A 10,395-nucleotide genomic window follows, 5' to 3' on the forward strand; every position below is an offset into this window, starting at 1 on the left:
CACATGCGTAAACTGCTCGCCGCCGCCCTCTGCCTCGCCGCGACCGCCACCGGTTGCGGCGCCACGGTCGAGCCGTCCAGGGACGCGAAGTCCTCGGCGGTCACCCTCACCAACTGCGGCCGGAAGGTGACGTACGACAGGGTCCCCGAACGCGTCGTCACCAACGACGTCGGCATCACCGAGCTGATGTTCGCCCTCGGTCTGGAGGACCGCATGGCCGGCTTCGCCATGCCCGACGACAAGGGAGACCTGAGCAACGTCCCCTGGAAGGACGGCTATGACAAGGTGAAGTGGCTCTCGAAGGACCAACTCACCAAGGAGAACGTCCTCGACGCCCGCGCCGACCTCGTCTTCGCTGGCTGGAACTACGGGTTTCGCGAGGACAGCGGCTTCACTCCCGACGCTCTGAAGAAGCTCGGCATCCCCTCGTACATCCTCACCGAGTCCTGCCGCAACGGCCGTACGAAGTCCTCCCGCGGCATCATGCCGCCGCTGGACGCCCTGTACGCCGATCTCACCAACCTCGGCAAGCTGTTCGGCGTCGAGAAGCGGGCCGCAACGCTGATCGACGACTTCAAGAAGCAGATCGCAGACGTGCGGGCGAAGGCTCCCAACGGCGCCGAACGACCGTCGGTCTTCCTCTACGACAGTGGCCAGGACACGCCCTTCACCTCCGGCCGCTACGCCGCCCCGGAGCAGATCATCACCGAGGCCGGCGGCGTCAACGTCATGCACGACGTGGCGGACTCCTGGACCACGGTCGGCTGGGAGAGCGTCGTGAAACGCGACCCGGACGTCATCGTCATCTGCGACTACGGAGACGCGAGCGCCGAGCAGAAGAAGAACTTCCTCCTCTCCTACGCCCCACTGCGGGGCGTCGCTGCCGTCAAGCACCGGCGGATCTTCGTCCTGGACTACGCCGACCTCGTCGAGAGTCCCCGCAACCCGTCGGCAATCGCCCGGCTCGGCGCCTACCTGCGGACGGTGCCGGGGAAACCGTGATCGCGGCCTGTCGGACCGTACTGCGTCCCACGATCGTGCCCGCCCGGTCGACGCAGATCACGTCGCCGGTCTCGTCGACGACCAGTACGGTCTTCACCCACCGATGGCCACAGATGGCCGCAGTCGACAGTCGTGGGTGCACCCCTGGGTAGGCTCCCGTGCCCATGAGCGCCATACAACTCTGGAGACGGGTACGCCGGGTGGACAAGCCGGTCGCTGTCATCGTCGGCGTGGGGAACCTGTTGCTCTGCGGCGTGCTCTTCTTCATGGCGATCGGCGGGCTACTGAGCTCCAGGGTCCCTACCCGGGAGGAGGAGACCGCCGCTCGGATTCTCGCGGGCCAGATCTTTGGGTGCTGGCTCGTGGGCGGGCTGATGTTGTTCTCCGTGCTGGTTATGACGCGGGCCTTGTTCAGCCACCTGGCCACGATGCTGTTTACGCCCATCGCACTGACCCTGATCTTGTTGCTCTTGTAGTGACGTGCGGCACGCGGTCCATCAGGCACGGAGGGCCCCGAACTACGCCGGCGCCTGACGTCAGGCAGGCGACTCTGTGTGCCGGAGCGGCCAATTGAGCCACTCAACAGCCTTCGTAGGGCTCGTGCATGGCTCTGCTTTCGCCGACGGTGCCACCGCTTCCCGTTCACCACGTCTGGCAGACAGTGCCTTCTGAGCGCGTTGTCGGCCGGTGATTGGTCCGGCCGGCCCGGGTGAGCGCCCCGGGGAGCCGGAAAGACGCTGCCTGCCTCGATGTCGTACCCCGCTTCTATGCTCCTGCGATGACGTCTTACGAAGGCACGCACCCCACCGTTCTCGTCCGGGTGGGTGGCCGGCACGCCCAGATCGACGAACGGCTCGCACCCGCGATCCAGGCGATCTGGGAGTGCGGGTTCGACACCTTCACTTGCTGTCAGGATCTCGCAGAGAGCAACGCGGACTGGCCGGAGAAGCTGCCGCACATGGCAAAGTGGGTGGAGTCCAGACGTGGCTGGATGCTCATCGACTTCCCGGTCGACAGCGGACTCGCCTTCCTCTCGGCCGTGGCGAACGCCGGCCCGCGGGACGCGTTCTACGTGCGGATGACGCACTGGGCGGCACCGGGCGCGTGGGACGTGACGATCAAGCCGATGGACGCGGCGATGTTCAAGGAGGACCTGCCGTCGCAGTTCCGCCTGCAACTGCTCCAGGTGAGTTTCCCAGCCTCCGACCTGCCGGAACTGACCCGTCGCCTCCGCGATCACGCCGAAGGCCGCTCGGTGCCGCCGGCCCCCGCCGACTGGAGCACCGTCGGCCGCTAGTGCCGCAACAGGCGACGTTCGCCCCGTCGCGACGCCCGGCACGCACTCTCGCCGCACCGCCCGAAAGCCCAAGTACATCCAGTACGAGGACTTCCGGGCGGCACGCCGAGAGCACGCACCGGACGCCGCTCCCTTACGGGCAAACGTTGCCTGCCGCGGCACTAGGTCTGGGAGCACCGGGGCGGCTCCGCCTGAGCAGTTGGCCCGCAAGGCAGCGGACGGTAGGGGCTCCCACCCGAGGTGGTACCGGAGTCCGTCACTAGGCTCCGGCACCATGACCACTGATCTCGGATTCACCTGCACGTGCTGCCAGGCCCGCCACCCTGAGCTGCCGATGAACTACACGGCCGAGGCCCCGGCCGTGTGGGATCCGGCGTTCGCCGGCGCCGACGACTGCATGCTCACGTCGGACCAGTGCGTGATCCAAGGACAGCACTACTTCGTCAAGGGCCTGATCGAGATACCGGTCATCGACACCGACGACGTGTTCTCCTGGGGCGTCTGGGTCTCGCTCAGCCGCGAGAACTTCTCCCGGGCCGCAGACCTGTGGGACAGGCCCGGCCGCGAGGCTGAGAAGCCGTACTTCGGCTGGCTCACCACCGACCTGCCGGTCTACTCGCCCACGACCCTCAACCTCAAGACCAACGTCCACACCCGACCGGTCGGTGAGCGCCCCTACGTCGAGCTCGAGCCCACCGAACATCCCCTCGCCGTCGAACAGCGCACAGGAATCACCATGGACCGCCTGCGGGAGATCGCTGCGGCCGTACTCCACTCCGGCAGCGGCGAGCAGCGGTGAGGGTCGACACCTCCGTACCGCCGATCCCCGTCGCGCCTGCCGGACTGAGCCGCAGGGGTAGGTGAGGGCTCAGGCCGTGACGGGCTCCGAGGCCGGCTCGGTCTTCTGCCCGGTGGCGGGCCGGGAGGCTATGAGCTGGTCGAGGCCGAACGCGCCGGAACCGGTGAAGACCAGCAGCAGGAAGGACCAGCAGAACATCACCGGCAGATCCCCGCCGTTCTGGATCGGCCACAGGGCGGACGGCTGGTGCACATCGAAGTACGCGTACGCCATCGAGCCGGACGCCAGGAACGCGGCACCGCGGGTGCCGAGTCCGAGCAGTACCAGGGCGCCGGCGACGAGCTCGATCAGGGCGGCGTACCAGAACGGCCAGGCACCGGTCGGGACGGTGCCGCCCTTGGTGCCCGCCGCGCCACCGAGGACGCCGAAGAGCGAGGCGGCTCCGTGGCAGGTGAAGAGCAGGCCTACGACGATGCGGAACAGTCCGACGACGTATGGCTGGGCACTGTTGAGGCGCGCGGTCATGTGGGGGGCTCCTACGGTTTGGTACCGGTCCGCGCACGGACTGGTCCAGGGGGACGGAAATCGATGAGCGACACGTTAGGCAGGCCTGACGAATGCTTGCTAGTTCAACATTTGGCCAACGGTCCGACTCCGCAACCGAGTCCAAATCCCGTTCCTTCGCCACGGAGGCAACGGGCGTCACCTCCCGTATCGGCGCCCTAGAGGCGATCGGAGCGGTCTCGGCCCGGCTTCCGCCTGACCGGATCGTCTTCGTGCCCGACGCGCCGCCGTGACCCGAATCCGCCGGGCGGCACCCGCTGGGCCGTTCCTGTTCCCGGATGAATATCTCGCTCAGCCGGACGGTGAGGACGGGCGGGAGAGTGCCGGTGTCGGACGTCGTCACGCGGCACCCTTCCTCCTTGGCGGGGCTTGGGCCTTGGATACTCAGTCGCCGGAAATGTGCCTCCAGGGCGCCCTCCATGAGCATCTGCGGGTTCAGCCAGGTCTGCTCGACCGCCGCGGTCAACTTCCGGTCGGTCGCCGCTGGAAGCGCCGCTGATTGTGGAGGGGGCCGCGGTGAAGGTGCAGAGCGAGGACGGCGTGAACGGTCCGCCTCCTTACTCCGCGCGGTGTGGTTTGTGGCGGGCGACCTGTAGGCGGATCTCGGTGGGCATGTCAGGGAGGCCAGTGGACCGGTGGGCGGTTCGGAGCGGGCCTTCGCAGAGGGCGTCCAGAGCGGCGCCGGGTGCCCTCTGAGGGGTGAGGGTGAGCCTGACGCGGGTGCGGGGATGGGCCGGCCGGCCGGTGATGAGTACGGCCGCATGCTCAACCCCCGGCAGGGCACCGGCTTCGGTGGCGATCGCGTCGCTGAGCGCCCGGTCGCGCAGTTCGACGCCTTCCTGCGGGGGTGTGCCGCCGACGGACAGCGTTCCGGGGCGGCGCCGGCGCAGTTGGGCGAGCAGCCACCCCAGGGCGAGCAGGGCGACGAGGGCGAGGGCGGCGATGACGGCGGGCCACCACCACCAGCCCTGGCCGCTCCAGCGAGCCCGGTCGGCGGAGCCGAGCAGGACGTCGCCCGGGGTGGTCAGGGGCCAGCCGGCGGGCGGGACCAGATCGTGTCGCCGGTAGACGTCGAACCCGGCGAAGAGGATCAGCAGTCCGCCGCCGAGCAGGACCAGTCCGGCGAGGGCCAGCAGACTGCGGTTGAGTGCGGGTCGCGGCGTCATGGTGAGGCTCCGGGTCCGGGTTCTCCGGTCAGTTGGTACGTCGCCGCACCCGTACGACGATGCGGGGAGGGCGGGCGAGGGTGAGCCGGTGGCGCTCCTCGTCGAGGACGGCGGTGAGGTCGTCCTTCACCTGTCGAGGATCGCGGAAGCGGACGTCCGCGCGGGCTTTGACGCGGTGGCGGCGCACCCGGATGCGAGCCTTGCCGACCCCGGGTACCCGCATGGCGGCGTCGCGCAGCAGAGCGGCGGTGCCATCGCGGTCCAGGGAGGCCCGCAGCCCGGGCGCGGGGGAGCGCAGGGGCAGCCAGTGGCGCAGGCCAGGGGTGAGGGCCAGGACGATCAGCCAGACGCCGACGGCGGCGGCCACGGCGGCTCCCGTGAGCATCCACACGTCGTCCACGGGGCGGGTGGCCAGGGCGTCGGTCAGGTGCTGCCGCCAGGCTGCCGCGGGGCGTCCCGCCCGTACGGCGACGACGTCGGCCAGCGCCGCGACCGCCGCCACGAGGACCACCGAGGCGACCAGCGCGGCCGGAATGCGGCGCGCGGACCACGGACGATGGGTCCGGTGCCCTCTGTCGCGCTCGTCGGCCGTCAGGCTCGGCGGGGGCGTGTGGTGTTCGGGAGGTGGACCGGGCTCCGCGGCGGGCTCCCTCGGCCCCTCGGGCGTCTTCGTCGGCGGGACCGCTGCACGGCGCGGGGGCGGCGCGGAGTCGCGGGCGGGAGGTTCCGGGTCGGGTGTCATTCCGGTCCTCCTTCCCGCGTGGTGGGCCCGGTGGTGCGGGCCGGGTGGCTGGTCACAGGACCCGCCCCCGGTTCGCGCCGGAGGTCGCCACCAGCCGTCGGACGGTGAGGGTGACCTCTCCCACCCGCAAGCCGGTCAGCTGAGCCACCTGTTCGGCGACGTCCCGCTGAATCCGCTCGCAGACATGGGGGATGTCGATGGGGTAGGGCAGTTCCATGGTCAGGTGGAGGCGCACCGATCCGCTCCGGACCGCGGCGGAGGCGCTGGGTGCCGCCGTTCCACTCGGGTCGCGCGGGAGGGCGGCACGCCGGGACCGGGCCGTGCGTGCGGCCTGGGTGGCGATACGGGCGACCACCCTGTCCGGGATGACGGTGGCGCCCCGTTCGGCCGGAGGCGGCAGGCCGGCGGCCCGCGCTGACGGGCCGGATCCTTCGCCGGAAGGTGGGGTACCGGGCAGGGTCCTCACCGTCGCCTCCGTGCGTGGAGGTCGAGGTCGCCCTGCACGACGAGGCCGACGATCAGCCCCACCGCCCCCAGGACCAGAACCAGCAGAAATGCCCAGAAGCCGCCGAAGTAACCGGCGAAGCCCAGGGCCATCCCGGCCACGAGGCCCGTGGTCGCTGTGTTCATGATGCACTCACCCGTCTCGCGAGCGTCATCCGCGTGATCAGCCGCTTACGCCGGAACGCGGTGGTGGCGGCGGTCACGGCGGATCACCTCACGCGGCCCTCGTCCGGTCGGGACTCCTCCTCCTCGTCGGGAAGGTGGACGTCGTCGACGGCGATGTTCACCTCGACGACCTCCAGTCCCGTCATCCGCTCCACAGCGCTGATCACGTTGGTGCGCACGTCGCCGGCGACGTCGACGATGGGGACGCCGTACTCGACGACGACGTCCAGGTCCACGGCGGCCTGCCGCTCGCCCACCTCGACCTTCACCCCTTGTGTGACGCTGCCGCCTCCGCCGGGGACGCGTTCCCGCACGGCACCGAAGGCACGGGCCATGCCCGCCCCGAGGTTGTGGATGCCCGGTACCTCGCGGGCGGCCATGCCCGCGATCTTGGCCACTACGCCGTCCGCGATGGTGGTCTTCCCCCGGGTCTCGGCCGGAGTTCCGGCTCCGGTGCGGCCCTTCAGCGCGCTCACGCCCGCGTCGGGCCGGCTGTCCGCCCCGACGCTGGTGATGTTGTCCGTCATGGCGGTCGCCTCGATCGGTCGGTCGGACACCGGCGTGGTGCCCGTCGAAAGGTTGGACACGCGGCGCGGCGGACTTCTCACAGGCGCTTTATGTGATGCGCATCACATGTAAGGGGGTGGGTACGCGATGGTCCTGAACCATGAGCAGGAGAGGCATGATCGAACGGACCGGTTCCGCACCTCTGGGAGGCGACCTGCCGGATGGGCTGCTGGCTGTCTGGGCTGCCGAGGGGGACGAGGACGCCTTCGCTGTTCTCGTCCGGCGGCACAGCCGGCCTCTGCTCGGTCTGGCCTGCTGCATGCTCGGTAACGCCCAGGACGCCGAGGAGGCCGTTCAGGACGCCTTCGTCAGCGCCTGGCGGCGGCTGCCGGAATACCGTCACGATGCGGAGTTCTCCACCTGGATGTACCGCATCACCGTCAACCGTTGCCTGAACTCGCGACGCCGCCGACCACCACCCCTTCCACTGGACGCCGTCGCCGAGCCCGCGACGGGCGGCGAGTGGAGTTCGCCCGCCCGAGCCGCAGAGGAGGACGCGGAGGCGGCCGCCCTGACGTGCGCGCTCGGCGAGCTGGACGCCGGACAGCGTGTCTGCTGGATCCTGCGGGAGCTGCAGGGTCTGCCCTACAAGGAGATCGCTGTCGTGACACAGACCAGTGAGCAGACGGTGCGCGGCAGACTGTTCAGGGCACGCCGGTCCCTGAAGGAGGCGATGGCCCCATGGCGCTAGACGACCCGCACGCGCGGCCTTCCGAACCGCCCGGAGACGATGGGGCTCCCGGCCACCCGGCCATCGATGACGCGGCTCCGCTCGCCGGTGACGAGGTACTGACCTGCGGCCGCCTGCTCAGCCAGGTCTGGGAACAGGCGCAGGACGCGACGCCGACTGCGGATCCGCACACCATGTCATGTCCCCAGTGCCGCGAGGCCGTCGAGGGGCTGGCCAGGCTGAACGCGGCCACGCGGGCGCTGCGTGCCAAGGACCCTCCCGGCCTGCAGGCGCTGACCGACCGCGTCATGTGCATCGTCAGGGCCGAGGTCCGGCTGGGACGGCTGCTCCCGCTGGCCGACACGATGCTGGATCTGCTGATCGCCGAGAGCGCCGCGGCGAAAGTGCTGCGGCATGCCGCGGACACGGTCCCCGGGGCGAGGGCCGTGTCCTGCCGGCTCGTGCCCGCAGGTGGCACCGCCGTGCGGGTGACCATGACCCTGGCCGCCGCCCTCGACCGCCCGCTGCCCGACAGTGTCGATCAAGTACGCGAGGCGATCGTCGATGCCGCCGGACACGCCCTGGGGCTGGACGTGACGGCCGTCGACATCATCGTGGTCGACGTACTGGAGCCGCCCGTACAGGTCGGCCCCGCGGGCTCCGGCCAGACCACAGGCGGTGGTGCCTGATGGCCGCCACCGGAACGCCGCCCCTCCGTGTCGCGGCCGCAGCGGCCCTCACGGTTCCCGGCGTGGCCGGCCTGCAGCCCCGCCTCGCCCACCGCCTCGCGGCTGCGGCCTCACCCACTTGGCCGGAGACAACAGCTCAACATGCCCCCGAGGCAGGTGTGCGCATCGACCGGGTGCCCGACGGCTCGGGATGGCACATCGAGGTGCGCTGCGTCCTGACTGAAGGCCGCAGGGTGGTGGACACCGCCCGGGATGTCCACGACCGGGTACGGGCCGCTGTCCTCTCCTACCTCGCCGCACACGACGCCCCGGTGGCGGTCACCGTGACGGTCACGGTCACGGTGACCCGCATCGCCACCCGGGACCGCACAGTCTGAGCGCCGCACGCCCGGCCGCCGTCTTGCCGGCCACTGGCCCGGCTGCATCACGGCCGTCCTCGACCGGCTCGCCCAACTCCCGGATCCAGCTGACCAGTAGCTTCCTCGTCGCAACGACAGGAACCGCCGGACGATCAGGCGATCCGGATACCGCGTACCAGCAGCAACGTCACGTCCACCACCGCCACGGCGACCGCTGCCGCGAACGCCGCTCGCTCCCAGCGGCGTCCCAGCACCGTCCCCGCCACCGCGACCAGGCCGGCCACCACGAGTGCCACCACTCCCCATCTGCCGGGTGGTCCGGCGGGCCCCAGCGTCAGAACCGCGGACGCGGTCGCCAGCGGCACCGGCAGCAGCAGCCGCGCGCCGTCCGGGCCCAGCCGGTGCGGAAATCCCCGTACGCCCGTCGCCAGATCCCCGCGGATGTCCGGCAGCACGTCGCCCAGATGGGCACCGACCCCCAGTAGCGCCCCGGCGGTGACAACCCACCAGGCCGGCCAGGGCTGCCCTGGGAGCCCCAGCGCCACGAACGCCGGGAGCGCGGCGAAACCCACCGCGTACGGAGCCCAGGACCAAGCTGTCGCCTTGAGCCACAGGTTGTACGCCCACGCCGCCGCCACTCCAGCCAGGTGAACGACGCCCGCCCACAGGCCACATGCGAACGACAACGGCACGCACAGCGCCAGCGCGGCATACGCGGCCACCCACACCTGCGTCACGCCCACCGCGCCGTCGACGACGGGTTTGCCACGGCGGCCGGCGGCGATGTCCCGGCGCGCGTCGAACGCGTCGTTGCACCAGCCGACGGACAACTGCCCGCTCAGAACGGCGGCGGTGGCCAGGACACAACGTGCGGCGCCCTGGCCGGCGGTCACGGCCAGCGCTGCCATCAACGCGGTGACCGCCACTACAGGCCCGGGGTGGCACGACCCGGCCAGGCCACCCAACCGGCCGGCCCACATCGCGGCCACACCGCCGGCCGTCGACTGCTCAGGAGTGCCCACCCGGCCGATCGTAGGAGTCCCGGCCCCGACACGCGTGGAGCACGCGCCCCGGAACGAACGGCCGGACGGGCGATCCATGGTGCCGGAGCCCGGGTTCGGGGAACACGTGCAGAGCAACTCACCCCAGTCGACAGCCGGACGGGAACCCCATGACGCGGATCGCCGCCGTTCACGGTGCCCTCGCACCGCACCGTCGCACCCAGTCCGAGATCACCGACATGGTGGCCCGCACCTGCCTGCCCGAGGGCACCGACCGCCGGGTCCTGGACCGGCTGCACCGCAGCGCGAAGGTCCGCTCGCGCCACATGACACTGCCGCTGGAACGGTACGAGGAACTGGACGGATTCGGCGCCGCCAACGACGTCTTCATCGCCGCCGCCACCGGTCTGGGCGCCAAGGCAGTGAGAGCCGTACTGCAGAGGGCCGGCCTGTCCGCAGCCGACGTCGACCTGCTGATCTTCACCTCCGTCACCGGCATCGCCGTTCCCTCGATCGACGCACGGGTGGCCGGCCGCCTCGGACTGCGGCCGGACGTCACAAGACTGCCCCTCTTCGGCCTCGGCTGCGCCGGCGGCGCTGCAGGCCTGGCCCGTATGCACGACTACCTGCTGGGCCGGCCCGACCACGTGGCAGTACTGCTGTCGGTCGAACTGTGCTCCCTCACCTTCCAGCGCAACGACGCCTCCGTGGCCAACCTGGTCGCCACCGGGTTGTTCGGCGACGGCGCCGCCGCGGTCGTCGCCTGCGGCGCGGACCGCCCGGACGCGACCGTCGGCCCGACGATCGTGGACACCCGCAGCCACCTGTATCCGGACACCGGGCGCGTCATGGGCTGGGACATCAGGAGCT

Annotated in this window: 15 protein-coding genes; 8 read left to right on the forward strand and 7 right to left on the reverse strand. The window is 70.8% G+C overall.

The genetic code is table 11. The features are described 5' to 3' along the window. Window positions 1-3 precede the first annotated feature (3 nt). The 4 genes from ACWC91_RS35955 (at window position 4) to ACWC91_RS35970 (ending at window position 3,098) form a co-directional block, all read left to right on the forward strand. A complete protein-coding gene (locus ACWC91_RS35955; RefSeq protein ID WP_450640919.1) occupies window positions 4-1,002 on the forward strand; it encodes an ABC transporter substrate-binding protein in 999 nt (332 codons plus the stop codon). A 164-nt stretch (window positions 1,003-1,166) separates the two neighbouring features. After that, complete coding sequence (locus ACWC91_RS35960) at window positions 1,167-1,478, forward strand: hypothetical protein (RefSeq protein WP_225078412.1); 312 nt, start codon at window positions 1,167-1,169, stop codon at window positions 1,476-1,478. A gap of 302 nt (window positions 1,479-1,780) precedes the next feature. After that, entirely contained in the window at window positions 1,781-2,299 is a 519-nt protein-coding gene (locus tag ACWC91_RS35965; protein ID WP_225078413.1) for a hypothetical protein, read from the forward strand. A gap of 334 nt (window positions 2,300-2,633) precedes the next feature. Further along, window positions 2,634-3,098, forward strand: coding sequence for a DUF2199 domain-containing protein (locus tag ACWC91_RS35970; RefSeq protein WP_450644879.1), 465 nt, complete (start codon window positions 2,634-2,636; stop codon window positions 3,096-3,098). 69 nt (window positions 3,099-3,167) lie between these two features. On the opposite strand, the gene ACWC91_RS35975 is transcribed toward ACWC91_RS35970, so the two are convergent. The 6 genes from ACWC91_RS35975 to ACWC91_RS36000 form a co-directional block, all read right to left on the reverse strand. After that, complete coding sequence (locus tag ACWC91_RS35975) at window positions 3,168-3,623, reverse strand: DoxX family protein (RefSeq protein WP_450644873.1); 456 nt, start codon at window positions 3,621-3,623, stop codon at window positions 3,168-3,170. Window positions 3,624-4,219: 596 nt separating this feature from the next. Then, the gene (locus ACWC91_RS35980) at window positions 4,220-4,828 is read right to left on the reverse strand and encodes an alkaline shock response membrane anchor protein AmaP (protein WP_450644875.1); all 609 of its coding nucleotides are present in this window, start codon (window positions 4,826-4,828) and stop codon (window positions 4,220-4,222) included. Between the two features lie 28 nt (window positions 4,829-4,856). Continuing rightward, window positions 4,857-5,570 (reverse strand): DUF6286 domain-containing protein, encoded by a 714-nt coding sequence (locus tag ACWC91_RS35985; RefSeq protein ID WP_376506317.1) that lies wholly within the window; start codon window positions 5,568-5,570, stop codon window positions 4,857-4,859. Window positions 5,571-5,622: 52 nt separating this feature from the next. Further along, entirely contained in the window at window positions 5,623-6,036 is a 414-nt protein-coding gene (locus ACWC91_RS35990; RefSeq protein ID WP_225078418.1) for an Asp23/Gls24 family envelope stress response protein, read from the reverse strand. Beyond that, window positions 6,033-6,200, reverse strand: a complete 168-nt coding sequence (locus ACWC91_RS35995) for a hypothetical protein (protein ID WP_450644877.1) — start codon at window positions 6,198-6,200, stop codon at window positions 6,033-6,035. Before ACWC91_RS35995 ends, ACWC91_RS35990 begins: the two co-directional genes overlap by 4 nt. A gap of 83 nt (window positions 6,201-6,283) precedes the next feature. Beyond that, window positions 6,284-6,766 (reverse strand): Asp23/Gls24 family envelope stress response protein, encoded by a 483-nt coding sequence (locus ACWC91_RS36000; RefSeq protein WP_225078420.1) that lies wholly within the window; start codon window positions 6,764-6,766, stop codon window positions 6,284-6,286. A 155-nt stretch (window positions 6,767-6,921) separates the two neighbouring features. Here ACWC91_RS36000 and ACWC91_RS36005 point away from each other — a divergent pair, with 155 nt between their 5' ends. The 3 genes from ACWC91_RS36005 to ACWC91_RS36015 all read left to right on the forward strand — a co-directional run bounded on the left by ACWC91_RS36005 (window position 6,922) and on the right by ACWC91_RS36015 (window position 8,542). Then, window positions 6,922-7,497: an RNA polymerase sigma factor gene (locus ACWC91_RS36005; RefSeq protein ID WP_225078421.1), complete on the forward strand. Its 576-nt coding sequence runs from the start codon at window positions 6,922-6,924 to the stop codon at window positions 7,495-7,497. After that, on the forward strand, window positions 7,488-8,165 hold the full coding sequence (locus tag ACWC91_RS36010; RefSeq protein WP_450726211.1) for a hypothetical protein: 678 nt from the start codon (window positions 7,488-7,490) through the stop codon (window positions 8,163-8,165). Before ACWC91_RS36005 ends, ACWC91_RS36010 begins: the two co-directional genes overlap by 10 nt. Before the next feature lie 62 nt (window positions 8,166-8,227). Further along, window positions 8,228-8,542, forward strand: coding sequence for a hypothetical protein (locus tag ACWC91_RS36015; RefSeq protein WP_450645105.1), 315 nt, complete (start codon window positions 8,228-8,230; stop codon window positions 8,540-8,542). A gap of 134 nt (window positions 8,543-8,676) precedes the next feature. On the opposite strand, the gene ACWC91_RS36020 is transcribed toward ACWC91_RS36015, so the two are convergent. Beyond that, window positions 8,677-9,546: a UbiA family prenyltransferase gene (locus ACWC91_RS36020; RefSeq protein ID WP_450726213.1), complete on the reverse strand. Its 870-nt coding sequence runs from the start codon at window positions 9,544-9,546 to the stop codon at window positions 8,677-8,679. Window positions 9,547-9,695: 149 nt separating this feature from the next. On the opposite strand from ACWC91_RS36020, the gene ACWC91_RS36025 reads away from it, so the two are divergent. Beyond that, on the forward strand, window positions 9,696-10,395 hold a 700-nt coding region (locus ACWC91_RS36025), incomplete at its 3' end, for a type III polyketide synthase (RefSeq protein ID WP_450726215.1).

The organism is Streptomyces sp. NPDC001204 (assembly GCF_053598035.1).

What these genes read in the sequence shown, in the direction of transcription:
- ACWC91_RS35965 (WP_225078413.1), top strand. Translation starts at nt 1,781, where the DNA reads ATGACGTCTTACGAAGGCACGCACCCCACCGTTCTCGTCCGGGTGGGT.
- ACWC91_RS36000 (WP_225078420.1), bottom strand. Translation starts at nt 6,766, where the DNA reads ATGACGGACAACATCACCAGCGTCGGGGCGGACAGCCGGCCCGACGCG.
- ACWC91_RS35975 (WP_450644873.1), bottom strand. Translation starts at nt 3,623, where the DNA reads ATGACCGCGCGCCTCAACAGTGCCCAGCCATACGTCGTCGGACTGTTC.
- ACWC91_RS35960 (WP_225078412.1), top strand. Translation starts at nt 1,167, where the DNA reads ATGAGCGCCATACAACTCTGGAGACGGGTACGCCGGGTGGACAAGCCG.
- ACWC91_RS35985 (WP_376506317.1), bottom strand. Translation starts at nt 5,570, where the DNA reads ATGACACCCGACCCGGAACCTCCCGCCCGCGACTCCGCGCCGCCCCCG.
- ACWC91_RS35955 (WP_450640919.1), top strand. Translation starts at nt 4, where the DNA reads ATGCGTAAACTGCTCGCCGCCGCCCTCTGCCTCGCCGCGACCGCCACC.
- ACWC91_RS35980 (WP_450644875.1), bottom strand. Translation starts at nt 4,828, where the DNA reads ATGACGCCGCGACCCGCACTCAACCGCAGTCTGCTGGCCCTCGCCGGA.
- ACWC91_RS36010 (WP_450726211.1), top strand. Translation starts at nt 7,488, where the DNA reads ATGGCGCTAGACGACCCGCACGCGCGGCCTTCCGAACCGCCCGGAGAC.
- ACWC91_RS36005 (WP_225078421.1), top strand. Translation starts at nt 6,922, where the DNA reads ATGATCGAACGGACCGGTTCCGCACCTCTGGGAGGCGACCTGCCGGAT.
- ACWC91_RS35970 (WP_450644879.1), top strand. Translation starts at nt 2,634, where the DNA reads ATGAACTACACGGCCGAGGCCCCGGCCGTGTGGGATCCGGCGTTCGCC.
- ACWC91_RS35995 (WP_450644877.1), bottom strand. Translation starts at nt 6,200, where the DNA reads ATGAACACAGCGACCACGGGCCTCGTGGCCGGGATGGCCCTGGGCTTC.